The organism is Microbacterium sp. LWO13-1.2, assembly GCF_038397725.1.
GTDB lineage: Bacteria > Actinomycetota > Actinomycetes > Actinomycetales > Microbacteriaceae > Microbacterium.
Map to the genome: position 1 here is coordinate 1,164,625 of NZ_CP151634.1, position 21,700 is coordinate 1,186,324.

The following is a 21,700-nucleotide window of genomic DNA, read 5'->3' on the forward strand; positions in this document are numbered from 1 at the left end:
CTGCCGTTCCGAACCTTCTCGGGACGGCAGTGCGGTCTCAGCTCCGTCGCGCCCGCACCAGGCGCTTCCCGATCACGCCCTGCCGCGGACTGAACAGGTAGACGAGGCCGAACACGACACCCTGCACGACCACGACGAGCCCGCCGGAGGCGGCATCGATCCAGTAGCTGAGGTAGATGCCGATGACGCTGGACACCGCCGACATGATCGGCGCGATCACCAGCATCCGCCCGAACCTGTCGGTGAGCAGATAAGCCGTCGCTCCGGGGATGATGAGCATCGCCACGACCAGCACCACGCCGACGACCTGCAGAGCGACGACGGAGGTGAGCGCCAGGACGCCGAGGAGGAGGGCGCCGAGCATGCGCGGGGAGAGACCGATTGCGAACGCGTGCGTGGGGTCGAACGCGTAGAGCGTCAGGTCGCGTCGCTTCACGATGAGCACGGTGAATGCGATCGCCGCCAGGATGCTGATCTGCACGAGGTCCGAGACCGAGACGCCGAGGATGTTCCCGAAGATGATGTGGTTCAGGTCGGTCTGGCTCGGCGTGACCGAGATCAGGACCAGTCCCAGGGCGAACAGGGTCGTGAAGACGATGCCGATCGCGGCATCCTCCTTGATCCTGCTCGTGCCGCGGATGAGCCCGATCAGCGCGACCGCGAGGAACCCGAAGACGAGGGCGCCGAGCGCGAAGGGCGCGCCGAAGATGTAGGCGAGCACGACGCCGGGCAGCACCGAGTGCGAGACGGCGTCGCCCATCAGCGACCACCCGACGAGAACCAGCCAGCACGAGAGGAGCGCGCACACGATGGCGGCGATCACCGTGGTGGCCAGGGCGCGCACCATGAAGTCGTACTGCAGCGGTTCGAAGATGAGATCGAGGATGCTCATGCGGACCCCTCCTCGGGCGTAGGGTCCTCGAGCCCGAAGGCGCGAGCGAGATTCGCGGGCCGAAGGGCCTCCTCGACGGGGCCGTGCATGATCACGCGATGCAGCAGCAGCACCGCCTCATCGGCGAGAGACGGAAGCGCGTGCAGGTCGTGCGTCGAGACGAAGACCGTCTGCCCGGAAGCGGCGAGCTCGCGCAGGAGTCGCACGATCGTCGCCTCCGACCTCTTGTCGACGCCGGCGAACGGTTCGTCGAGCAGCAGGATGTCCGCCCCCTGGGCGATGCCGCGGGCGACGAACGCGCGCTTGCGCTGCCCGCCGGAGAGCTGACCGATCTGGCGATCCGCTAACGCCGTCAACTCGACCCTCTCGAGAGCCTCATCCACCGCGACGCGGTCGGAAGGCCTCGTTCGGCGCGTGAATCCCTGGCGTCCGTACCGTCCCATCATCACCACGTCGCGGACGGAGACGGGGAAGGCCCAGTCGACGTCTTCGCTCTGCGGAACGTATCCGATCAGTCCGCGCCGGCGTGCGGCGGCGGCGTCGACCCCGTCGAGAAGGACGCTCCCGGTGCTCGGCCGGACCATGCCGACGATCGTCTTGAAGAGCGTGGACTTGCCCGATCCGTTCATGCCGATGAGACCGGTGACGCGTCCGGCCTCGACGGTCAGCGACACGTCGTCGAGGGCGAGGACATCGCCGTAGCGGACGGTCGTGCCGCGCACCTCGATCGCCGCGGTCATGGGGTGCGTCCCGTCAGGGCGTCGATGATGGTCTTCGCGTCGTGCCGGATCAGATCGAGGTAGGTCGGAACCGGGCCGTCCGGCTCGGAGAGCGAATCGACGTAGAGCGTGCCGCCGAATTCGGCGCCGGTGGCTTCGACCACCTGTCGCATCGGCTTGTCGGACACCGTGGACTCGCAGAACACCGCCGGGACGTCGTTCTTCTTCACGAACTCGATCGTTCCGGCGATCTGCTGCGGCGTCGCCTGCTGCTCGGCGTTCACCGCCCAGATGTACGCCTCGGTCAGTCCGGCATCGCGGGCGAGGTAGGAGAATGCCCCCTCGCAGGTCACCAGCGCGCGCTCTTTCTCCGGGAGCGCCGAGAGCTCACTGACCAGCTGGTCCTGAACCTCCTGCACCTGCGCCTTGTACTTCTCGGCGTTGGCGGCGAAGTCCTCGGCGTGCGCTGGATCGAGTTCGCTGAACGCCTCGGCCATGTTGTCGGCGTAGAGCTGCACATTCACCGGGCTCATCCACGCGTGCGGGTTGGGCTTTCCTTCGTAGGTGTCCTCGGCGATGTCGATCACGTCGACACCGTCCGACACGACGACGTGCGGCACGTCGACGGACTCGACGAACTGACCGAACCACACCTCGAGATTCAGCCCGTTGTCGAGGATCAGGTCGGCGTCGGTGGCCTTGCGGATATCGCCGGGCGTCGGCTCGTATCCGTGGATCTCCGCGCCCGGCTTGGTGATCGACTCCACGACCAGGTGATCACCGGCGACGTTCTCGGCGATGTCGGCGAGCACGGTGAACGTCGTCAGGACGACAGGCCGCCCATCGCCTTCGTCGGGTTGGCTGGTTCCGCAGCCCGTCAGGCCGAGAGCGCTCAACGCAGCGACGACGGCAGTCACACGACGGACCAAATTTTTAGGCACACCGAAAACATACCAGTGGTTGCCCTGCTCGAGGTCGGACTGCTCAGGGCAGAACAGCTCAGAGCAGATTCCGCCCCGCGCCTCAGCATGGGCACGCACGATGGGGGCATGAGCGAAGAGAATCCCATCCCGCAGTTCGGCCCCGAAGCGCGCCGCGCCCTGTTCCACGAACGCGTGCTCGTGCTCGACGGCGTGCTCGACGACGACAACGGCACACTGCTGATGACGCAGTTGCTCGCGCTCGCCGCAGAGGATGCCGTCACCGACATCGCCCTCTGGATCCACTCGCCCGGCGGCTCCGTGCCGTCGATGCTCGCGATCCGCGACATCATGCGGCTCATCCCCAACGACGTCGCCACCCTCGCCCTCGGCCTCGCCTGCAGCGCGGGGCAGTTCCTGCTCTCGGCAGGAACCCCGGGCAAGCGGCGGGCGCTGCCGCACGCGCGGATCCTCATGCACCAGGGATCGGCGGGCATCGGCGGCTCCGCGGTCGAGATCGAGGCGCAGGCCGACGATCTGCGGCACATGCGCGACACCGTCCTCGGCCTGATCGCCGGCGACACGGGTCAGCCGCTCGAGCGCATCTTCGAGGACTCCCTGCACGACCGCTGGTACACCGCCGGCCAGGCGCAGGAGTACGGCTTCATCGACGAGATCGTCACGTCGATCGGAGACGTCATGCCGCGCCGACGCGCGCGGGTCGGACTGGGAACGGATGCCGCGGCATCCGCCCCGAAAGGAGCGAAGTCATGAGCAGCTACACGATTCCGAACGTCATCGCCCAGCATCCGCGTGGTGAGCGCATCATGGACGTGTACTCGCACCTCCTCGCCGAGCGGGTCATCTATCTCGGCACCGGCATCGACGCCGGGGTCGCGAACGCGCTGATCGCCCAACTGCTGCACCTCGATGCCGACAGTCCTGAGTCCGGCATCCAGTTCTACATCAACAGCGAGGGCGGCGATCCCGGCGCGGCTCTCGCGATCTACGACACGATGCAGCACATCCGCCCGGCGATCGCGACGACGTGCGTGGGTCAGGCGATCGGGCCGGCGGCGCTGCTCGTGGCCTCGGGCGCGCCCGGTCAACGAGCGGCTCTCGCCCACGCCAGGATCGTGCTGCACCAGCCGGCCGGTCAGTCGCGGGGCGCGATCCCCGACCTCATCCTCGCGGCCGACGAGGTGGTGCGGGTGCGCGCCGACATGGAGGAGATCCTGGCCAGGCACAGTGGTCGCTCGCTCGCAGAATTGCGCGCCGACACCGATCGCGACCGGGTGTTCGCCGCAGCCGCGGCCCTCGACTACGGACTGATCGACAGCGTGCTGGGGGAGCGGACCGTGCCCTGAACCGTGCGGCAGCGGTGCCATCTGCATGACCGGATCACGGATGCAGGACGAAAACCCCTGATTCGGGCTGGCCCAGCTGCATCGGTCCTGCAAGTCGCACGGCAGCGAGCGGATGCTCGACCCAGGTGCCGCGGCCTGAAGTCAGGCGGCGAGAGCGAAGGCCGCGCGGCCGGCCGAGACGGCGACGGATGCCGTCGTCGAGCGCAGCTCGTCGGCCACGGCACTGGTCAGCTCGATGAGCGAGGTCTCCAGCGCCCCGCTGATCGCGGCGATCATCTCGCTCGACGGCTCCTTCAGCCCGCGCTCGACCTCGGAGAGGTACTGCGGCGAGACGCCGGCCTTCTCGGCGGTCTCGGTGAGGGTCTCTTCACGGTCGTGGCGACGGCGGCGCAATTGGTCGCCGAGCAGTTGGCGCCAGAGCGGCTCGGGGTCGGTCGCCTTCGGGCGGGGATTGCGCGGGAGATGCAGGAGCTCGGCCATGCCTCACCGTAACTCCGCGCCCGCCGTCGGCTCCAGTGGTTCTGCTCAGAGCAGAACGCCGGCGTCTCGCGTTCGCAACTCAGGAGATTCTTCCGGTTCTGCTGTCGTCCCGGCCGGAGACCCGTGGATTTCCGCGGGCGGTCGGATGCACCGCCCCGAAGATTCCTGAATTGCGAACCGCTCAGCGGCGCGCACCAGTCAGACGAACAGGCTCAGGCTTCGGTCTTCGTCGATGCCTGGTCGGCATCCGTTGCCGCCCAGCTGGCGAGCATCTTCAGCTTCTCCTCCGAGGGCGTTCCCGGCTCGGCCGTGTACGTCGACAGGTGCAAGCCCGGGTCGGCGGGGAGCTCGAACGCCTCGTACACGATCTCGAGTTCACCGACGATCGGATGCCGGAGCCGCTTCACCCCGCTGCGGTGATAGCGCACATTGTGCGCGGCCCACAGCGTCCGGAATCGCTCGCTGCGCGTCGAGAGCTCTCCGACGAGGTCGCTGAACCTTCGGTCGTAGGGGTTGCGCCCGGCTTCGCCGCGCATCGCCGCGACGAGGTCCTGGGTGACCTGCTCCCAGTCGACGTAGAAGTCTTGCGCGGCCGGATTCAAGAAGGCGAAACGCGCACTGTTCGGCACCGGCTCGGTGAAAACCGGGGCGTACAGGGCGCGGCCGAGAGTATTCGCGCCGAGATACTCGAAGTAGTTGTTGCGCACCAGCGCAGGAGCGCCGGTCATCGCGTCGAGCAGTCGCTGGATGCTGGGGCGGATCGACTGAGCCTTCTTCCGCGGCTTCCGTGCGATCGGCGAGGCGTTCGCGGCGCGGGAGAGATCGAACAGGTGCGCCGTCTCGGCGTCGTCGAGCTGGAGAGCTCTGGCGAGGGCCTCCAGCACGCTGTCGGACACTCCGGAGAGATCGCCGCGCTCGAGGCGGGTGTAGTAGTCCACGCTGACCCCGGCGAGCAGTGAGACTTCTTCGCGGCGCAGGCCCGGTACGCGGCGGTTGCCGCCGTACGCGGGAAGTCCGGCCTGATCGGGGGTGAGGCGTGCGCGCCTCGTGGAGAGGAATTCACGCACCTCGCTACGGGTGTCCATGCCCCGACGCTACGCCGTTGCGACGTAAGAAGGGAGGTTCTGCCGGTACCAGGGTCTGCGGAGGCTGAAGCCCGGCCGGACAGGGGTTCCGACAGGCCCTCCCTTCTCGGCCAGGGCGCACCCACACTGGAGAAATGACGATCTCGGCGAGCACCGACCCGACGATCGAACAAGAACAACAGAAGGAGCACACATGCGCGGAGTAGTCATGCACGGACCCGGTGATGTCCGGGTTGAAGAACGTGAGAAGCCGACGATCACCAGGCCGACGGATGCCGTCATCAAGATCGCCGCAACCTGCATCTGCGGGTCCGACCTCTGGCCCTACCGCGGTGCTGACGCCGTCGACGCGACGCCGATGGGGCACGAGTACGTCGGAGTCGTCGAGGAGGTCGGCGCGGAGGTGAAGAACGTGAAGGTCGGCGATTTCGTCGTGGGGTCGTTCATGGCATCCGACAACACGTGTGAGATCTGCCAGGCGGGCTACCAGTCCCGTTGCGTACATGTCGTGCCGATGGGGAAGTACGGGACGCAGGCCGAGTACACCCTCGTTCCGCACGCCGACGGCACGCTCGTCGCGACGCCCGGTCAGCCCGATGCCGATCTGATCCCGGCGCTGCTCGCGGCATCCGATGTGCTCGGCACAGGCTGGTTCGCCGCCGTCGCGGCCGAGGCCGGTCCCGGCAAGACCGTCGCCGTCGTGGGTGACGGAGCGGTCGGGCTGCTCGGCGTCCTCGCGGCCAAACAGCTCGGCGCCGAGCGCATCATCGCCATGAGCCGTCACGACGACCGCCAGGAGCTGGCGCGGACGTTCGGGGCCACGGACATCGTCGAAGAGCGCGGAGACGAGGGCGTCGCGAGGATCAAAGAGCTCACGAACGGGCTCGGCGCCCACTCGGTGATAGAGGCCGTCGGTACGCAGGAGTCGATGATGCAGGCCATCCGTTCGACCCGCGCCGGCGGACATGTCGGATACGTGGGCGTCGCGCACGAGGTCGCTCTGCCGGGCGAGGAGTTGTTCTTCTCCGGCGTGCACCTGCATGGTGGTCCCGCGCCGGTGCGGCGGTTCCTGCCGGAACTTATTCAGCTCATCTGGGATCGGAAGATCGACCCTGGCACCGTGTTCGACCTGACGTTGCCGCTCGCGGACGCAGCCGAGGGCTATCGGGCCATGGACGAGCGTCGAGCCACGAAGGTGCTGCTCACGGTGTGACCTGGAGTGCTCGCCACCGCCGGTAGCCTCGCATCATGAGGAACTTCCTGAGTGTCGATGAGCTGACTGCTCTGTTCGCCCAGGGCGCCCCGGTGCGCCTGATCGATGTGCGCTGGCGGTTGGATCGGCCGGACGGCCGCGCCGACTATCTCGCCGGGCACATCCCCGGTGCGGTCTATGTTCCCCTCGACACCGAGCTCTCCACACACGGCCGGGCGGACGAGGGGCGGCATCCGCTGCCGTCGACCGCGACGTTGCAGGAGGCGGCACGCCGTTGGGGCGTCCGCGAAGGCGATGTCGTCGTCGCGTACGACGATGCGAAGGGAATCTCCGCGGCCCGCGCGTGGTGGCTGCTCCGTCAGGCCGGGGTCGATGTGCGGGTGCTCGACGGCGGCCTTGGTGCCTGGACGGCGGCGGGGCACGGACTCACCACAGACGATGTGACCCCAGCCCTCGGAGACGTCGTCCTCGACGAGATCGGCGCGGACGCCCTCTCGATCGATGAGGCCGCCGCGTTCCCTGCATCCGGCGTGCTCCTCGACGTGCGCGCCCCGGAACGCTACCGCGGTGAGACCGAGCCGCTCGACCCGGTCGCCGGACACATCCCGGGCGCGCTGAACCTGCCGACGCTGCGTCATCTGGATGCCGATGGCACGATCCTCGACCCCGACAGCATCCGTGCGACCATCGCAGAGCTCGGCGTGACCGCGGGCACCCCGGTGGCCGCCTACTGCGGTTCCGGCGTCACTGCCGCGCACACGGCAATGGTCCTCGCCGAAGCCGGTGTCGACGCGAAGGTGTTCCCCGGCTCGTGGAGTCAGTGGTCGAACACGTCTGGTCGCCCCGTCGCGATCGGGTCGGAACCGGGCTGAGCGGCCGGGCTCATTCCCGCGGGCCGTACCCCCAGCGCAGCTCTACCGCTCCCGGTCCGAACGCGCGATGCACCAGATGAACCGCGCGCCCGTGCTTCACGGACACCGGAGTGATGACCGACCCTTCCGGCGTCTCCACTCGTTCCTCGCACCAGTCGGGCAGCGCATCAGGGTGGAACCGGATCCACAGCACAAGCTCGCGGCACTGCCTGCTGACGGCGTAGCCGGACTCGCGGGTCGGCGGATAACCCTGCGGATAGGAGATCGACCACTCGACCATCGTGGTGTCGGGCGCCGTGAGCGGCGCGTCCAGGTCGAAGCGCCCGCCGTGCACCTCGCCGTTCGGGTGCGAGTAGAGCGCGTTGAGGCGCCCACCCGCCACAGCGGTGAAGGTCGGAGCCGGCGCGTCGATGCCCGGCGTCATCTCCAGAAAGGGGATCGCATCGACGGTGCCGGTGGTCGCCTGCACGATGCTCCGGATGCTGCACAGCGCGACGTTCCCGTCGGGTCCGACGTCGGTGACGGAATGGGTGGTGACTTCGCGAGACGTGCTCGGGTAGGGGACCCCGAGCGCGGCGTACGCATCCGTCACCGCTCGTTCGATGTCGTTGGCATCCAGCGGAAAGTGGGCAGATCCCACCGGACCCGTCCGGTGGCTGCGTCCGAGCAGACGGGTGAGCGCGCCGACTTCGAGGTCGAGCAGTGACTCGATGTCGGTCAGCGCGGCCACGGACTGCGCGCCTTCCGGGCGCCGGGCGCCGGAACGCCAATAGCTCAGCGTTGCCATCGAGACGGTGTTGCCACGTTCTCTGAGCCGCTCGTGCAGCCAGGCCAGCGTGACTCTGCGGGCGTTGATGGCGTCGCGCAGCGCCGGTGCGATCTGCGCCGATTCCGGGTCGTGCTGATCCTCTTCGATCTTCATCACAGACCCCCTCCGGTATGTGAAGAACTCCCGTTTACAGTGAGCATACGACCGTACGGGCGTCTCAAGGGGAGGAGGCGCTGATGTGGGGTCAACAGGCGGTATCCGACGTAGGTAGGGGCCCGACCCTGCGCAGGGATTCAGCCTGACGCAGCGGACACCCACGCTGCGAAACTGAATGAGGCCCGGCGGCGATTCTGGGGAGACCCGCCGGGCCTCATCATGTGCCGCCTCGAGTCTGCGTGTTGCCGCGTGGGCGCCCCGGGCACGGCGATCCGGCCGCGAACGCCCGCGTAGACTGGGAGGAACACCCCGGAGGACTCTGGATCGTCATGTCTGCCCCTGCTCGCACGTTCACGGTACGCAACGTACAGCTGATTCGTGCACTGTTCGCGGCGGCTGCGGCCGTGATGATCACCTTCTCGCCGGACCACTCGGCGGCCGTCGGGCTGTCGGTCTTCAGCGGCTTCGCCTTCGTCAGCGCGTTCGTCCTCGTGCTCGCCGCCTGGCTCGTCCTTCCTGCGGGTTCCCGCTGGTCGTACCTGCTGCTGGCGGCACTCGGTTTCGCGGCCGGAATGGTCAGCGGGATCCCACCGTGGCGCAATGACGATCTGTTCTTCGGCGTCGTCTGCACGTGGGCGCTGGTCTCCGGTGGCGTCGAGCTGCTCGCCGGCATCCGTGCCCGCCGCTCCGACGACCCGACTGCCCGTGACGCCATCGCGGTCGGCGCCTTCGGCGTCCTGCTCGGCATTCTGCTCCTGCTGATCCCGGCCGGCCTCGTGCAGGAGTACTCGATCGAGAGCGCCGGCACATTCGAACTCACCGGGATCATCCTCGGCGTCGGGATGTTCGGCGCCTATGCGGCGATCGTCGCGGTGTTCCTCGGCATCGCCGGGCTCACGCCCCGAGCCAAGGCCGCAGCAGAGGATGCCGGAATCACCGAACCCGACCAGAGCGCGGCGCCGGAAGCGGCGGACCGCGGAGGAGAGCGATGAGCGACGAGAAACCGACCCGTCGGGACATCCTGCGACCGCTGCACCTGCTCGGCATCGCGCTCGTCTGCGGTGTCTTCGCGATGGTCGTGACGCTGGTTTCGACCGGTGCCTTCACCGCGCGGGTGAACGCGGCGATCGCCGCCGGCACCTATGAAGGGCTGACGCCCATCGCGCTGGGACTCGTCGTCGGCGGTGGCGCGTTCATCGCCACCCTGCTGATCCTGGCCATGCTGATCCTCGCCGTGGATCCCGCCGACGTCACCAAGAGGGTCGATCGCCCGGTGCTCTTCGACAAGGAGCCGGCCGATGACGCGGATGACGTGAATCCTGGGGGCGCTCCGCGCGCGTAGTCTTCCGCGACGCCGCAGCCGCGCCTGCGCGTGGGCCTGCGGGGTCGAAAGCGCACGGGCGGAGGTCGATTCGGATGCTTTTCCGACCACCCACCGGTGATGGAGATGGATCACGCCGGCTCAAGCGTGCCTGAACCGGCGTAATCCATCCCGCAGAGCGGAAACCTACTGCGCGAGACGCTCCGCGATACCGATGTAGGTCGCGGGAGTGAGGGCGAGCAGACGCTGCTTCGCCGCATCCCCGATCTCCAGGCCCTCGACGAACTCGGCCAGCTCCGGCCCGCCGACGCGGTGACCGCGGGTGAGCTCCTTCAGCAGCGCGTACGGGTCGCTGATCGTGGAGCGGCCGGCGACGACCTCGGCACGGATGACGGTCTGGATCGCCTCGGCGAGCACTTCCCAGTTCACGTCGAGGTCGGCGAGCAGCACATCGCGCGCCAGTGAGATCTCGTTCAGGCCGCGGCGCAGATTGTCGAGAGCGAGCAGCGAGTGCCCGAAAGCGACGCCGATGTTGCGCTGCGTCGTCGAGTCGGTGAGGTCCCGCTGCAGGCGGCTGGTGACGAGCGTCTGCGACAGCGAGCCGAGCAGGGCCGCCGACAGCTCGAGGTTCGCCTCGGCGTTCTCGAAGCGGATCGGGTTGATCTTGTGCGGCATCGTCGACGAGCCGGTGGCTCCGGCGACCGGGATCTGCGCGAAGTATCCGAGCGAGATGTATGTCCAGATATCGGTGGCGAGGTTGTGCAGGATGCCGCCGGCGTGACGCACCCGGTCGTAGAGCTCGACCTGCCAGTCGTGCGACTCGATCTGCGTGGTGAGGACGTTGAAGCCGAGCCCCAGCCCCTCCACGTACTCGCGGGCGACCTCGGGCCAGTCGACGGACGGGTCGGCGGCGAGGTGCGCCGACCAGGTGCCGGTCGCGCCGGAGAACTTCGCCAGGTAGTCGGATGCCGCGATCTGCGCGCGCACCCGCTCGAGACGCCACGCGAAGACGGCGATCTCCTTGCCCATCGTCGACGGGGTCGCCGGCTGGCCGTGCGTCCGGGACAGCATGGCGGCATCCGCGTGCTCCACCGACAGCTCGCGGAGCTTGGCGATCACCGAGTCCAGGGCGGGCAGCCAGACGTTCTCGACCGCGCGCTTCACGGTGAGCGCGTAGGAGACCGAGTTGATGTCTTCGCTGGTGCAGGCGAAGTGGGTGAGCTCGGAGATCGAGTCGAGGCCCAGCGTCGACAGCCGGTCGCGCACGAGATACTCGATGGCCTTCACGTCGTGGCGGGTGACGGCTTCCTTCTCGGCGAGCCAGTCGATCTCGGTCTGCCCGAAGTCACGGTAGAGGGCGCGCAGGCGCTCCTTGTCGGCATCCGGCAGCGGCGAGGTCTCGAACAGCGAGCGGTCGGTGAGGGCGATCAGCCACTCGACCTCGACCTCGACCCTGGCGCGGTTGAGGCCCGCCTCGGAGAGGAAGTCGGCGAGACCGGCGACGGCGGCGCGGTAGCGTCCGTCGAGCGGGCTCAGGGGCTGCGGCGGAAGCGAAGGCTGGAAAGTCAGGGGAGTCCTCCTGATCGGGCCCGTCAAACGCGGGGCGTGCGGGGGAGACGCAGGGCGGGTTCGAGCTGAAGAAAGAGGCCCCTGGTCGCGGTCTCAATCATACCGAGGACGGAATCGAACATATCCGCGCCCGCGTAGTACGGGTCGGGGACGTCGAGGCCGTCGGCGTTCGCGTCGAAGGAGAGCAGCAGGGTGACCTTGCCCTCCTGGTCCTCGTTGTTCGCCCACTCGCGGAGGACGCGCTCGTGCGTGCGGTCGAGGGCGACGATCAGGTCGTTGTCGGCGAAGGATGCGCTGGTGAACTGCCGCGCCCGGTGCTGCGACCCGTCGTAGCCGCGCCGGGCGAGGGAGTCGATCGTCCGGTGGTCTGCGCGTTCGCCGAGGTGCCAATCGCCGGTGCTGGCGCTGCGGGACACGATCCGCGAGCCCAGGCCCTGTCGTTCTGCCAGATCGCGGAACACGACCTCTGCCATCGGCGAGCGGCAGATGTTCCCCGTGCAGACGAAGATCACGCGAAAGGGATCCGGGGATGTCACAGAGTCCATTGTGCCCGCCGGTGGCGCTTCTGCACAGTCGACTGCGTGCACTCGTTCTGCACCGAACCGATTCCCCGCGGACTCTGCACCGGTCGTGCGGATCGGGAGGCCGGTCACGGTGGCGAACAAGGATGCTGGGCGCATGTACTCATTCGCAATCGCCGGGGCCGGGTCTTCGGAAGCCCTGTGGGCCTGGTTCGCGGCCCGGCGTGAGATCGAGTCGGCGATCGCCGCTCTCGACGAAGCCGCAGCCACCCTCGTGGCACTGGTCGCGGACAGCGACTGGCAGTCCGACGGCGTGCGCGCACTGCACGCGTTGCTCTCCGATCTTCGGTCGCGTGCGTCCGCGCAGATCGCGAGCCTGTCCGAACGGGCGCGGGAATTGGAGAGGGTCGGGTTCGCATGAGTGATGACCTGGACATCACGCACGGTGGGGCGATCGCCGTCGACACCGAGGTGCTGCGCGATGTCGGCGTACGCATCGCGGTCGTTGCAGAGCGCCTCGCCGACACCCAGGGATCGATCCGCCGAGCGCACGGGATCATCGTCGACGCACCGGGGCTCAGTGCTCAGCTCGATACGGTCGCGCTGTGGGCGAGCGCCGATCGGGTGGACGAACTGCAGCGTCGATGCGAAGAGGCGAGCGTCGGCACCCTGTTGATGGCCGACGCCTACGAACTCGTCGAGCTCCGCGCGCAGGCGGAGGCTCTTGCGCTCACCGATGCGGCCGCCGCGGATGCGCTGTACGCGCGGATCGAGCAGCTCGAGGCATCCGATGACCGCGTGGGCGGCATGGCCGACATGCTCATCGCCGGCTGGAAGGACCGGCGTTTCGAAGGGCTGGATTCGCAGTTCGACCTCAGCGGCGCGATGGCGCACTTGTTCGTGGGCGGCGGCCTGATCGGATCGACGCTGGGTCTCGGGAAGGTGCACGCAGGGAAGCCACTGATCGGGAAGGCTGATCCGGTGACGGTGCGGCCGGTCGCGGCGTCCACTCCGGTGGGAACGCCCGCGAGCCTCGCCGATGCCTTCCGCCGCTTCCCGGAAGCGCCAGGAGCGCAGATCAGAGTCGATCGCCTCACCATGGGCGACGGCTCGACGCAGTTCATCGCGTACATCAAGGGAACACAGTCGCCGTTCTTCGGCGCAGGTGAGCCGTGGGACATGAAGTCGAACATCGAGCTCTACGCCGGCAAGACCTCGGCCTCCTATCAGGCCACGCTCGACGCGCTCGCGGCCGCGGGTGCCCGGCCGGGAGATCGAGTTGATCTGTTCGCGCACTCGCAGGCGGGAATGATCGCGTCTCGCCTCGCCATGGAGAGCGAGTTCGAGGTGCAGGTGGTGGCGACGGCAGGCAGCCCCACCGAGCCGACACTGCGTGAGGATCAGCTGCTCGTTCAGCTGATCCATTCCGACGACATCGTGTCCTCGCTCGCCGGCGGAGGTTCCCCCGGCGGTACCGGTTCGCCCGACTCCTTCACGGCAACCCGTGAAGGAGATTCGTCAGACGGTGTGCAGGATGTCTGGGCCGACACTCACTGGATGCACTCGTACATCGAGACCGCCGAGATGGTCGACAGATCCAGCGACCCGCGAGCCGTTGCGCTCGACGAGTACTGGAAGACGCTCGACGCCGCCGAGGTGATCGAGTCGACGGAGTACCGCGCCGAGCGGACCGGGTGGTCCGGCTGAGCGGATATCGCTCAGTCGCGGCGGGACTTCTTGCGCTGCGGACGCAGGATGAAGCCGAAGATGCCGTTGATGATCGAGATGATGATCGCGGCGACCACGCCCCACCAGAAGTGACCGACGGTGAGGCCCCAGCCGAAGCCGCTCGTGATCCAGGCGGTCAGCCACAGCAGGAAGCCGTTGATGACGAACCCGATGAGGCCGATGGTGAGGATGTAGAGCGGGAAGGCGACGATCTTCACGACGGTGCCGATGATCGTGTTCACCAGGGCGAAGATCGCACCGACGGCGAGCAGCGTGAGGACCAGCTGCAGCGTCTCGGCGGGCGGGAAGGCGGTGATCGCCACCTGCAGCACGGGGATCAACGTCACCACCCAGAGGGCGAAGGCGTTCACGATGACTCGAATGATGAAGCGCATGGTCGTTTCAGTGTGGCACGATCGGCGCCGGATGTCAGCGGTTCAACGGGCGGACGCTCGCCAGAGCTCGACGCCCGCTCTTAGACTCGACTCGTGACCGAGCCGATTCTGCCCCGCATCCGCCCCGCCATCGCCGCGCTCGCGCCGTACCGGCAAGGCAAGCAGGCAGGACCCGACGCGTTCAAGCTGTCCAGTAACGAGAACCCCTTCGATCCGCTGCCCTCGGTCGTCGCCGCTCTGCAGCACACGACCCCGATCAACCGCTACCCGGATGCATCGGCCGGCCGCCTGCGTGAGCGCCTCGCCGTCCGCTACGGCGTCGACTCCGACCAGGTGCACGTCGCCGCAGGTTCCGTCTCGATCCTGCACCAGCTGATCCTCGCCACCTCCTCCGTGGGCGATGAGGTCGTCTACGCGTGGCGCTCGTTCGAGGCCTACCCGAGCCTTCCTCTCGTCGCCGGGGCAACGGGTGTGCAGGTGCCGCTGACGGACGAGTCGCGCCACGACCTCGACGCGATGGCGGATGCTGTCACCGAACGCACCAGCGCCATCATCCTGTGCACCCCCAACAACCCGACCGGCCCGATCATCACGAGCGCCGAGTTCGCGTCCTTCGTCGGCCGCGTTCCGGCCGATGTGCTGATCGTCCTCGATGAGGCCTACGCCGAGTTCGTGACCGCGCCAGACGCTGTCGACGGGCTGAAGGAACGCGCATTCGAAGCGCATCCCAACGTGGTCGTCCTGCGCACGTTCTCCAAGGCCTACGGACTCGCCGGGCTTCGCATCGGCTACGCGATCGGCAACAGCAAGGTGCTGGATGCCGCGCGCGCCACCGGCATCCCCCTGTCGGTCACGTCCGCCGCTGAGAACGCGGCGATCGCCAGCCTCGACGCCGAAGCCGAGCTGCTCGATCGGGTCGCCGTGATCGTCGAGCGGCGCACGCTCCTTCGCGACGGTCTGCGCGCTCAGGGGTGGGATGTCCCGGACGCTCAGGGCAACTTCGTCTGGCTGCCCGCAGCAGAGCGCACCGATGAGGTGGCCGCCGCCTTCGCTGCGGCCGACGTGGTCGTGCGTCCGTTCAGCGGCGATGGCATCCGCATCTCCGTCGGGGAGGAGGCGTCCATCGCCCGGGTGCTCGAGGTCGCCGCCGCCACCCGCTGATCGGCGCATTCCTCCGGGTTCCCGACAGATACAAGGGCGTCCTAGGTATGCGTGCCCGGGAATGCCGGCGCGGGTAGCGTAAGAGCCGTGACTACCTCCGAGACCCCCCTCGTGCGCGTCCTCGATGCGACCGGACGGTTCACTCCGTCGGACGCCGCCGAGCCGTACCTGCCCCTGATCGATGCGATCACGGACGCAGAGCTCGAGCAGTTCTACCGCGACATGGTCGTCATCCGCGCGATCGACGTCCAGGCCACCAATCTGCAGCGGCAGGGACAGCTCGCCCTCTGGCCGCCGAGCCGTGGTCAGGAGGCCGCGCAGGTCGGCTCGGCTCGCGCCGCCCGTCCGCAGGACACGATCTTCCCCTCCTACCGCGAGCACGCGGTCACCCGCATCCGCGGCGTCGACCCGCTCGACATCATCAAGCTGATGCGCGGCGTCTCGCACGGCGGCTGGGATCCGAGCGATCCGAAGAACGGCAACACCCGCCTGTACACGCTGGTGCTCGGCTCGCAGGCGCTGCACGCCACGGGCTACGCGATGGGCCTCGCCTTCGACGGGAAGTCCGGCACCGGCGACGTCGACAGCGACCAGGCCGTCATCGTCTACTACGGCGACGGCGCTTCCAGCCAGGGCGACGTGCACGAGGCCATGGTCTTCGCGGCGAGCTACAAGACGCCAGAGGTCTTCTTCCTGCAGAACAACCACTGGGCGATCTCGGTCCCGGTCTCCACACAGTCACCGGTGCCGCTGGTTCAGCGCAGTGCCGGCTACGGCATCCCGAGCGTTCGGGTCGACGGCAACGACGTGCTCGCCAGCTACGCGGTCTCCCGTGTCGCTCTCGACGAGGCCCGCAGCGGCCTCGGCCCTCGTGCGATCGAGGCCGTCACCTACCGCCTCGGTGCACACACCACGAGCGATGACCCGACGAAGTACCGCGGTTCCGACGAGGAGCAGTCCTGGGCTGAGCGCGATCCGATCATCCGGATGCGCGCCTTCCTCGAAGGCCGCGGGGCATCGGCTGCGTTCTTCGACGACGTCGAGACCGAAGGGGCGGATGCTGCAGAGGATCTGCGCTCCCGCACCGTGGAGCTCGGCCCGCCGCCGGCATCCAAGGTCTTCGACCATGTCTACAGCGAGCCGCATCCGCTGATCGACGAACAGCGCGCCTGGCGCGACAGTTATGAGTCGTCGTTCGAAGGGGGCGCGAAGTGACCCTCGAGACGATGCCGTTCAGCAAGGCCCTCAACGCCGGGCTGCGCAAGGCCATGGAAGACGACCCCCGCGTCCTGATGATGGGCGAGGACATCGGCAAGCTCGGCGGCGTGTTCCGCGTCACCGAGCACCTGCAGCGCGACTTCGGCGAGCGGCGCGTGCTGGACACCCCGCTCGCGGAATCCGGAATCGTCGGCACCGCCATCGGTTTGGCGATGACCGGCTTCCGCCCGGTCTGCGAGATCCAGTTCGACGGATTCGTGTTCCCCGCGTTCGACCAGATCACCACCCAGCTCGCCAAGCTGACCAACCGGCATGAGGGTCGGCTCTCGATGCCGATCGTCATCCGCATCCCGTACGGCGGTCACATCGGCGCCGTCGAGCACCACCAGGAGAGCCCGGAGGCGTACTTCACGCACACCCCCGGACTGCGGGTGGTGTCGCCGTCGACGCCGAACGACGCGTACTGGATGATCCAGGAGGCGATCCGTTCGAACGATCCGGTGATCTTCATGGAGCCGAAGAGCCGGTACTGGCAGAAGGGCGAGGTGGACGTCGAGTCATCCGCCGTTCCGCTGCATTCGTCACGTGTGGTGCGCACGGGCTCGGACGTCACTCTCGTCGGTCACGGCGCGATCGTCACCACGCTGCTGCAGGCAGCAGCGCTCGCCGAGTCCGAGGGCACCAGCTGCGAGGTCGTCGATGTGCGTTCGCTGTCGCCGGTCGACTACGAGCCGATCCTCGACTCGGTGCGCAAGACCGGTCGTATGGTCTACGCGCAGGAGGCGCAGGGCTTCACCAGCCTCGGCAGCGAGGTCGCGGCGACCGTCATGGAGCGCGCCTTCTATGCGCTCGAAGCGCCGGTGCTGCGTGTGTCCGGGTACGACACCCCGTTCCCGCCCGCGAAGCTCGAGGGCACGTATCTCCCCGATGCCGACCGCATCCTCGAGGCCGTCGATCGCTCGCTGGCCTACTGACTCCACCGTCCGGAAGGACTCGCTATGAGCACGCAGAACTTCAACCTCCCCGATGTCGGCGAAGGTCTCACCGAGGCCGAGATCGTGACGTGGAAGGTCGCCCCCGGCGACACGGTCGCGATCAACGACGTCATCTGTGAGATCGAGACCGCCAAATCGCTGGTCGAGCTGCCGTCGCCGCATGCCGGCATCGTCGGCGAGCTGCTCGTCGGTGAGGGCACCACGGTCGAGGTCGGGTCGCCGATCATCACCTTCCTGACGGATGCGGTGGATGCTGCACCCGCCGCTCCGGCACCTGCTGTCGAGGAGGCCGGCGGCTCGGTGCTCGTCGGCTACGGCACCGGAGGAGGCGCCACCTCGCGCCGACGCAAGCCGCCGGAGCGCTCGGTGCTCTCCTCGGTCGGCGTCATCGCGAAGCCGCCGATCCGCAAGCTCGCCCGCGACCTCGGGGTCGACCTCACCGCGGTCACCGCCACCGGCGGCGACGGCGAGGTCACGCGCGACGATGTCGTGAATCACGCATCTCAGGCCAGCGTCTTCCGCAACATCCAGACTCCGGAGTGGGGAGACGTGCGCGAGGAGACCGTTCCGGCCCCGCACGCGGCACCGGGCGGGATCGCCCGCGGCATCGCTTCGTCTGAGGCATCCGAGGACCGCACCGAATCCATCCCGGTGAAAGGCGTGCGCAAAGCCACCTCGTCGGCCATGGTGCAGAGCGCCTACTCCGCGCCGCACGTCACGGTGTGGAAGGAGATCGACGCCTCCCGCACGATGGAGCTCGTGAAGAGGCTCAAGGCGTCGCCGGACTACGCCGAGATCCGGGTATCGCCGCTGCTGATCATGGCCCGCGCGGTCATCTGGGCCGCCCGCCGCACGCCGATGGTGAACGCGGCCTGGGTCGACAAGGATGGCGGCGCCGAGATCGCCGTGCGCCACTACGTGAACCTCGGCATCGCCGCGGCGACCCCGCGCGGTCTGCTCGTCCCGAACATCAAGGATGCGCAGGACCTCGGGATGAAGGATCTGGCCCGTGCCTTGAACCGCCTGACGCTGACCGCCCGCGAAGGAAAGACGACGCCGGCCGACCAGCAGGGCGGCACGATCACGATCACGAACATCGGCGTCTTCGGGATGGATGCCGGCACGCCGATCATCAACCCCGGCGAGGCCGGAATCGTGGCGCTGGGAACCATCAGCCAGAAGCCCTGGGTCGTCGACGGCGAGGTGCGCCCGCGCTGGGTGACGACGGTCGCCGGTTCGTTCGATCACCGTGTGGTCGACGGCGATGGCATGAGCCGGTTCATCGCCGACGTGGCATCGATTCTCGAGGAGCCGGCGCTGCTCGTCGACTGACGGTCCGTTGGCGGAGATCGTGGGTCCCGATTACACGGTGACCAGCCTGACTCGGGCCCTCGGGTGGACGGAGGCTAAGGTCACCGAGGCCGGCGAGACGCTTCGGCTCCTCTCGCTCGAGACCGACGACGGGGTACGCTCTGCCCCGCATTTCAGCTCCAAGATGGGCAGCTGGTGGAGGGACTAAGTGACGTCGTGGCCGTTCTGCAGACAGGGACTGCTAGCCACTGGACCTGGGCGCAGTGGCTGAACACAGCGCTCCCCGACGAGAACGTGCCGCGCGCCATCGATGCACTCCAGGCCGGACGTCTCGACGAGGTTCTCCGCGATGCTGAGCATGACGCCTGGGCATGGCATTCTTGACGGACTCTCAGCCAGGTTGGTTGCTTGGCAGGACGAGTCGCTTGTCGTCCACGGTCCTGTAGCCCAGTGCACCGAGCGAGCGAGCAATTGCGCGTCCCGGAAGCTAAGACGCACCCTGTGGATATTCGCTGGTCGATTGCCGCTCTTCTATAGGCCCCGCTATGACACCGGAGAGCCTTCGTTCAGGAAGATCGGGCAAGGTGCGACCTGCCTCAGCCCTTCGGCGGGTTCGGGTCGTCACCGTAGGTGTTGCGGTCATGGATACGGCCGTTATCCTTGCGGTGCTTCAACCACTCGCTGCCGCTGTTGCGTGCAAGGTCTTTGCCTCGCTCCGACGCTTCGGCAGCGGTGTCGTGTGTGCTGCTCGCTCTCTGGCTGCCTTCTCGGCGGTTGACCCACTTCTGGGAGTCGTCGTCGAATGAGGTGTGCACGTTGCCGTTGCCCATGCTGTCTCCTGCTTCGTTGTCGTGATGTCCACTACGGGTGGTGGCCGTAGCGTATCGCTCTCACGTTCCACAGACATGCAAGTCGCCGAGGTCTGCCAGGATTCGAGAATGGAGTCATCTCACACCTCCGAGGTCGCGATGGTTGCGGCAACCTGGAAGAGCGTTGAAGCATCCGGAATTCCGGATTCTCCCGTCCGACGGATGCTGTTCGAGCTGGCAGAGCGAATCGGTAGTCACGCCACGAACGGAGACGATCTTGCGCTCATGTCCGCTGCCTACCGGGCGCTGATGGACGTGCTCCATGAACGGGCGCGCGACGACAGCAAGACTCCGCTCCAAATCCAAGTCGATGTACAGCGCGATCTCAGAGAGATCCGAGCGATGGGGGTTGACGTCCCAGACGTCTCCTTCACGGACGAGGACTTCGACCTCCCACCCAGCAAGCCAGGAGAGCTCGCCGCCCAGCTCGGCTATGCGGACGAAGGTCGAGTGGTACGTCGGCTCCTGCGTCGCGGTTTTCCCGACCATGAACGGTACAGCCGCTGGGAGCCGCTGAGTACCGCACAGGTCAACTACGTTCGCGCCCACCTGCCTCCTCGGCGTTGATGGGCGGACCGGCACGCCGGCATGTCGGTGAGCGCGAATAGGGTCAGGTCATGCGTCAGACCAAAGTCCAGCAGATCAAGTAGGTCGTCGTGGGTGTTGCTCTCGGCGTCCTCGCACTCGACATTGTCGCGGTCGCGAGCAGCAAGACGGCGCTCGAGTTCGCGTTCAACTACGCATGGCGACGCTGGTCGGAGGCATCCCAGTTCCCGAGCATCGCCGGCCACGATCCCGGAAACCTGTTCTGGATCGGGATGGGGAGATCCGAGGGGCGACACGTCGCGTGCGCGGCCTTGAACGACGATGACTGCGCTACCCCGTACATTCGCTACGACTGGACTGTCGACGAAGCGCTGGACCATCACGCGTCCAGAGAAGTGACGGCAGAGGACTGGAAAGAGCTCGGGCGACTGTTCGTTGAGTACTTTGACGAGAACGAGGTGCGACGCAGGTGACCGACCCTCTGCTCACGGAGAGATCCGACGGCTTCGAGTACGACCTGAGGATGATGTGCGCCTGCGGAGAGGCTACCCCTCTGTCCGCAGCTGAGTACGAGGAGGGCTCTCACGGGGCGCGGATGGCCTGCTCGCACTGCGGAGAATCGATTCACTACGGGCCTGCCGTCGCTGCGCTCCGAGACCCCGCCGACCCCGCCCTCGACGACGCGGCGCTCTCTTCGTTCGCGTGGTACCACACGAGCACCGAACCAGTCTGGCCATCCCCGAACTTCGCTGTGGACTTCGTGCAGGGGATCGATGACCGCGACTTGTTGATGCCGAGCCGTGAGGCCTACATTGCAGAGCCCACGTCGAAGGCGCTGCACGTGGGGACGTACGAGGCAGCAATCGAGAACATGCTGCGTCGGATGAACGACGAGCTCGATTCTCATTCTCAGTTCTACCTGTACCGCGTTGCGCTGAACCTGGACCCGACACGCATCAACGACGGGTTCCGCGACGAAAATCATGAGATCGCGTCAGACATCACCACACACGAATTAGATGAGCAGGATCTGTTGGCCGTGCGGTATCTGAACGTGCACGAGGCCATCGGAACGCTGTCCTTGGCCATCCGACCGCAAGCGATCCTCGCTGTGCAAAGGATCGCGCTCCCCGTGCCGAGGCTCGCCATGCCCGTCGACCCTGCCATCGACGATGGCATCCGGCAGGCGATGACCGCATCACGCCGGCTGTCAGATGCGGCAGACGCGCTCCCCGTGACACCTATCGAGCGGCGCAAGATGGAGCTGGGGATGAAGCCGGACCCCACCGGGGCAGCGAAACACTACCGCGAGGTTCGACACTCTTACAATGACGCAGTGCGGCGTCTCGAACAGCGGCTGGAGGACGCCTATCTTCCATTTGCGTCGGCCTTGGTGCGACGTGCGTTCACCAAGGCCGCCGCGCACTGGCAGTCGGACGGCCTCGAGGAATACGTCACCCTCTATAGAACACTTGCCGCACTCGTGGAGCATGCGCAGGACGTTATTGAGGAGGTCGCGGTACAAGGCTGGCGGCGAGTGACAGCGAGCTGATCAACTAACGCTCGATGCTGGCGGGAGGCGCGTCGAGGAGG

25 protein-coding genes are annotated in these 21,700 nt (G+C 67.4%); 15 read left to right on the plus strand and 10 right to left on the minus strand.

The features are described 5' to 3' along the window. Positions 1-37: 37 nt before the first annotated feature. From MRBLWO13_RS05525 to MRBLWO13_RS05535, 3 genes are read right to left on the minus strand one after another with little or no spacing between them, the layout of a single operon-like run. The gene (locus MRBLWO13_RS05525) at positions 38-892 is read right to left on the minus strand and encodes a metal ABC transporter permease (RefSeq protein WP_341976807.1); all 855 of its coding nucleotides are present in this window, start codon (positions 890-892) and stop codon (positions 38-40) included. Further along, entirely contained in the window at positions 889-1,632 is a 744-nt protein-coding gene (locus tag MRBLWO13_RS05530) for a metal ABC transporter ATP-binding protein (protein WP_341976809.1), read from the minus strand. The genes MRBLWO13_RS05525 and MRBLWO13_RS05530 overlap by 4 nt, the downstream gene beginning before the upstream one ends. Continuing rightward, on the minus strand, positions 1,629-2,552 hold the full coding sequence (locus MRBLWO13_RS05535) for a metal ABC transporter substrate-binding protein (protein ID WP_341978286.1): 924 nt from the start codon (positions 2,550-2,552) through the stop codon (positions 1,629-1,631). Before MRBLWO13_RS05535 ends, MRBLWO13_RS05530 begins: the two co-directional genes overlap by 4 nt. A gap of 108 nt (positions 2,553-2,660) precedes the next feature. On the opposite strand from MRBLWO13_RS05535, the gene MRBLWO13_RS05540 reads away from it, so the two are divergent. Together MRBLWO13_RS05540 and MRBLWO13_RS05545 are read left to right on the plus strand one after the other, a co-directional pair. After that, positions 2,661-3,305, plus strand: a complete 645-nt coding sequence (locus tag MRBLWO13_RS05540) for an ATP-dependent Clp protease proteolytic subunit (RefSeq protein ID WP_341976811.1) — start codon at positions 2,661-2,663, stop codon at positions 3,303-3,305. Next, positions 3,302-3,898, plus strand: coding sequence for an ATP-dependent Clp protease proteolytic subunit (locus MRBLWO13_RS05545; protein WP_341976813.1), 597 nt, complete (start codon positions 3,302-3,304; stop codon positions 3,896-3,898). Before MRBLWO13_RS05540 ends, MRBLWO13_RS05545 begins: the two co-directional genes overlap by 4 nt. Positions 3,899-4,039: 141 nt before the next feature. Here the strand turns inward: MRBLWO13_RS05545 and MRBLWO13_RS05550 are convergent, their stop codons facing one another. Further along, a complete protein-coding gene (locus tag MRBLWO13_RS05550; RefSeq protein WP_341976815.1) occupies positions 4,040-4,378 on the minus strand; it encodes a helix-turn-helix transcriptional regulator in 339 nt (112 codons plus the stop codon). A gap of 212 nt (positions 4,379-4,590) precedes the next feature. Then, positions 4,591-5,463 (minus strand): helix-turn-helix transcriptional regulator, encoded by an 873-nt coding sequence (locus MRBLWO13_RS05555; RefSeq protein WP_341976816.1) that lies wholly within the window; start codon positions 5,461-5,463, stop codon positions 4,591-4,593. A 193-nt stretch (positions 5,464-5,656) separates the two neighbouring features. Here MRBLWO13_RS05555 and MRBLWO13_RS05560 point away from each other — a divergent pair, with 193 nt between their 5' ends. Beyond that, complete coding sequence (locus MRBLWO13_RS05560) at positions 5,657-6,676, plus strand: zinc-dependent alcohol dehydrogenase family protein (protein ID WP_341976818.1); 1,020 nt, start codon at positions 5,657-5,659, stop codon at positions 6,674-6,676. Between the two features lie 35 nt (positions 6,677-6,711). After that, on the plus strand, positions 6,712-7,548 hold the full coding sequence (locus MRBLWO13_RS05565; protein WP_341976820.1) for a sulfurtransferase: 837 nt from the start codon (positions 6,712-6,714) through the stop codon (positions 7,546-7,548). 10 nt (positions 7,549-7,558) lie between these two features. Here MRBLWO13_RS05565 and MRBLWO13_RS05570 read toward each other — a convergent pair whose 3' ends face one another. After that, complete coding sequence (locus MRBLWO13_RS05570) at positions 7,559-8,470, minus strand: hypothetical protein (protein ID WP_341976822.1); 912 nt, start codon at positions 8,468-8,470, stop codon at positions 7,559-7,561. Between the two features lie 332 nt (positions 8,471-8,802). Here MRBLWO13_RS05570 and MRBLWO13_RS05575 point away from each other — a divergent pair, with 332 nt between their 5' ends. Both MRBLWO13_RS05575 and MRBLWO13_RS05580 read left to right on the plus strand, forming a co-directional pair. Next, complete coding sequence (locus tag MRBLWO13_RS05575; RefSeq protein ID WP_341976824.1) at positions 8,803-9,465, plus strand: acyl-CoA synthetase; 663 nt, start codon at positions 8,803-8,805, stop codon at positions 9,463-9,465. Next, positions 9,462-9,815, plus strand: coding sequence for a hypothetical protein (locus tag MRBLWO13_RS05580; protein ID WP_341976826.1), 354 nt, complete (start codon positions 9,462-9,464; stop codon positions 9,813-9,815). The genes MRBLWO13_RS05575 and MRBLWO13_RS05580 overlap by 4 nt, the downstream gene beginning before the upstream one ends. Before the next feature lie 165 nt (positions 9,816-9,980). On the opposite strand, the gene purB is transcribed toward MRBLWO13_RS05580, so the two are convergent. Both purB and MRBLWO13_RS05590 read right to left on the minus strand, forming a co-directional pair. Then, positions 9,981-11,390 carry an adenylosuccinate lyase gene (gene purB / locus MRBLWO13_RS05585; RefSeq protein WP_341976828.1) on the minus strand — a complete coding sequence of 470 codons (1,410 nt, stop codon included), beginning with the start codon at positions 11,388-11,390 and terminating at the stop codon, positions 9,981-9,983. Further along, a complete protein-coding gene (locus MRBLWO13_RS05590) occupies positions 11,387-11,908 on the minus strand; it encodes a low molecular weight protein-tyrosine-phosphatase (protein ID WP_341976829.1) in 522 nt (173 codons plus the stop codon). Before MRBLWO13_RS05590 ends, purB begins: the two co-directional genes overlap by 4 nt. Positions 11,909-12,041: 133 nt before the next feature. On the opposite strand from MRBLWO13_RS05590, the gene MRBLWO13_RS05595 reads away from it, so the two are divergent. Both MRBLWO13_RS05595 and MRBLWO13_RS05600 read left to right on the plus strand, forming a co-directional pair. Further along, positions 12,042-12,305: a hypothetical protein gene (locus MRBLWO13_RS05595; protein WP_341976831.1), complete on the plus strand. Its 264-nt coding sequence runs from the start codon at positions 12,042-12,044 to the stop codon at positions 12,303-12,305. Further along, positions 12,302-13,591 carry a hypothetical protein gene (locus tag MRBLWO13_RS05600; protein ID WP_341976833.1) on the plus strand — a complete coding sequence of 430 codons (1,290 nt, stop codon included), beginning with the start codon at positions 12,302-12,304 and terminating at the stop codon, positions 13,589-13,591. Before MRBLWO13_RS05595 ends, MRBLWO13_RS05600 begins: the two co-directional genes overlap by 4 nt. Positions 13,592-13,602: 11 nt before the next feature. On the opposite strand, the gene MRBLWO13_RS05605 is transcribed toward MRBLWO13_RS05600, so the two are convergent. Next, positions 13,603-14,007 (minus strand): phage holin family protein, encoded by a 405-nt coding sequence (locus MRBLWO13_RS05605; protein ID WP_341976835.1) that lies wholly within the window; start codon positions 14,005-14,007, stop codon positions 13,603-13,605. A gap of 93 nt (positions 14,008-14,100) precedes the next feature. On the opposite strand from MRBLWO13_RS05605, the gene MRBLWO13_RS05610 reads away from it, so the two are divergent. From MRBLWO13_RS05610 to MRBLWO13_RS05625, 4 genes are all read left to right on the plus strand, one after another. Beyond that, positions 14,101-15,168, plus strand: coding sequence for a histidinol-phosphate transaminase (locus tag MRBLWO13_RS05610; RefSeq protein ID WP_341976837.1), 1,068 nt, complete (start codon positions 14,101-14,103; stop codon positions 15,166-15,168). 87 nt (positions 15,169-15,255) lie between these two features. Continuing rightward, positions 15,256-16,383, plus strand: a complete 1,128-nt coding sequence (locus tag MRBLWO13_RS05615; protein ID WP_341976839.1) for a thiamine pyrophosphate-dependent dehydrogenase E1 component subunit alpha — start codon at positions 15,256-15,258, stop codon at positions 16,381-16,383. Between the two features lie 11 nt (positions 16,384-16,394). Next, positions 16,395-17,360, plus strand: coding sequence for an alpha-ketoacid dehydrogenase subunit beta (locus MRBLWO13_RS05620; protein WP_341978288.1), 966 nt, complete (start codon positions 16,395-16,397; stop codon positions 17,358-17,360). 24 nt (positions 17,361-17,384) lie between these two features. Continuing rightward, positions 17,385-18,713 carry a dihydrolipoamide acetyltransferase family protein gene (locus tag MRBLWO13_RS05625; protein WP_341976841.1) on the plus strand — a complete coding sequence of 443 codons (1,329 nt, stop codon included), beginning with the start codon at positions 17,385-17,387 and terminating at the stop codon, positions 18,711-18,713. 575 nt (positions 18,714-19,288) lie between these two features. On the opposite strand, the gene MRBLWO13_RS05630 is transcribed toward MRBLWO13_RS05625, so the two are convergent. Continuing rightward, the gene (locus tag MRBLWO13_RS05630; protein ID WP_341976842.1) at positions 19,289-19,522 is read right to left on the minus strand and encodes a DUF2188 domain-containing protein; all 234 of its coding nucleotides are present in this window, start codon (positions 19,520-19,522) and stop codon (positions 19,289-19,291) included. 108 nt (positions 19,523-19,630) lie between these two features. Here MRBLWO13_RS05630 and MRBLWO13_RS05635 point away from each other — a divergent pair, with 108 nt between their 5' ends. The 3 genes from MRBLWO13_RS05635 (at position 19,631) to MRBLWO13_RS05645 (ending at position 21,659) form a co-directional block, all read left to right on the plus strand. Further along, on the plus strand, positions 19,631-20,128 hold the full coding sequence (locus MRBLWO13_RS05635; protein ID WP_341976844.1) for a hypothetical protein: 498 nt from the start codon (positions 19,631-19,633) through the stop codon (positions 20,126-20,128). 89 nt (positions 20,129-20,217) lie between these two features. Continuing rightward, positions 20,218-20,580, plus strand: a complete 363-nt coding sequence (locus MRBLWO13_RS05640; RefSeq protein ID WP_341976846.1) for a hypothetical protein — start codon at positions 20,218-20,220, stop codon at positions 20,578-20,580. After that, positions 20,577-21,659: a hypothetical protein gene (locus MRBLWO13_RS05645; RefSeq protein WP_341976848.1), complete on the plus strand. Its 1,083-nt coding sequence runs from the start codon at positions 20,577-20,579 to the stop codon at positions 21,657-21,659. Before MRBLWO13_RS05640 ends, MRBLWO13_RS05645 begins: the two co-directional genes overlap by 4 nt. Positions 21,660-21,700: the final 41 nt, after the last annotated feature.

Excerpts from the sequence above, each read along its gene's own strand:
- MRBLWO13_RS05525 (WP_341976807.1), bottom strand. The coding sequence starts at position 892 with ATGAGCATCCTCGATCTCATCTTCGAACCGCTGCAGTACGACTTCATG.
- MRBLWO13_RS05530 (WP_341976809.1), bottom strand. The coding sequence starts at position 1,632 with ATGACCGCGGCGATCGAGGTGCGCGGCACGACCGTCCGCTACGGCGAT.
- MRBLWO13_RS05540 (WP_341976811.1), top strand. The coding sequence starts at position 2,661 with ATGAGCGAAGAGAATCCCATCCCGCAGTTCGGCCCCGAAGCGCGCCGC.
- MRBLWO13_RS05545 (WP_341976813.1), top strand. The coding sequence starts at position 3,302 with ATGAGCAGCTACACGATTCCGAACGTCATCGCCCAGCATCCGCGTGGT.
- MRBLWO13_RS05550 (WP_341976815.1), bottom strand. The coding sequence starts at position 4,378 with ATGGCCGAGCTCCTGCATCTCCCGCGCAATCCCCGCCCGAAGGCGACC.
- MRBLWO13_RS05555 (WP_341976816.1), bottom strand. The coding sequence starts at position 5,463 with ATGGACACCCGTAGCGAGGTGCGTGAATTCCTCTCCACGAGGCGCGCA.
- MRBLWO13_RS05560 (WP_341976818.1), top strand. The coding sequence starts at position 5,657 with ATGCGCGGAGTAGTCATGCACGGACCCGGTGATGTCCGGGTTGAAGAA.
- MRBLWO13_RS05565 (WP_341976820.1), top strand. The coding sequence starts at position 6,712 with ATGAGGAACTTCCTGAGTGTCGATGAGCTGACTGCTCTGTTCGCCCAG.
- MRBLWO13_RS05570 (WP_341976822.1), bottom strand. The coding sequence starts at position 8,470 with ATGAAGATCGAAGAGGATCAGCACGACCCGGAATCGGCGCAGATCGCA.
- MRBLWO13_RS05575 (WP_341976824.1), top strand. The coding sequence starts at position 8,803 with ATGTCTGCCCCTGCTCGCACGTTCACGGTACGCAACGTACAGCTGATT.
- MRBLWO13_RS05580 (WP_341976826.1), top strand. The coding sequence starts at position 9,462 with ATGAGCGACGAGAAACCGACCCGTCGGGACATCCTGCGACCGCTGCAC.
- MRBLWO13_RS05590 (WP_341976829.1), bottom strand. The coding sequence starts at position 11,908 with ATGGACTCTGTGACATCCCCGGATCCCTTTCGCGTGATCTTCGTCTGC.
- MRBLWO13_RS05595 (WP_341976831.1), top strand. The coding sequence starts at position 12,042 with ATGTACTCATTCGCAATCGCCGGGGCCGGGTCTTCGGAAGCCCTGTGG.
- MRBLWO13_RS05600 (WP_341976833.1), top strand. The coding sequence starts at position 12,302 with ATGAGTGATGACCTGGACATCACGCACGGTGGGGCGATCGCCGTCGAC.
- MRBLWO13_RS05605 (WP_341976835.1), bottom strand. The coding sequence starts at position 14,007 with ATGCGCTTCATCATTCGAGTCATCGTGAACGCCTTCGCCCTCTGGGTG.
- MRBLWO13_RS05620 (WP_341978288.1), top strand. The coding sequence starts at position 16,395 with ATGCCGTTCAGCAAGGCCCTCAACGCCGGGCTGCGCAAGGCCATGGAA.
- MRBLWO13_RS05625 (WP_341976841.1), top strand. The coding sequence starts at position 17,385 with ATGAGCACGCAGAACTTCAACCTCCCCGATGTCGGCGAAGGTCTCACC.
- MRBLWO13_RS05630 (WP_341976842.1), bottom strand. The coding sequence starts at position 19,522 with ATGGGCAACGGCAACGTGCACACCTCATTCGACGACGACTCCCAGAAG.
- MRBLWO13_RS05635 (WP_341976844.1), top strand. The coding sequence starts at position 19,631 with ATGGAGTCATCTCACACCTCCGAGGTCGCGATGGTTGCGGCAACCTGG.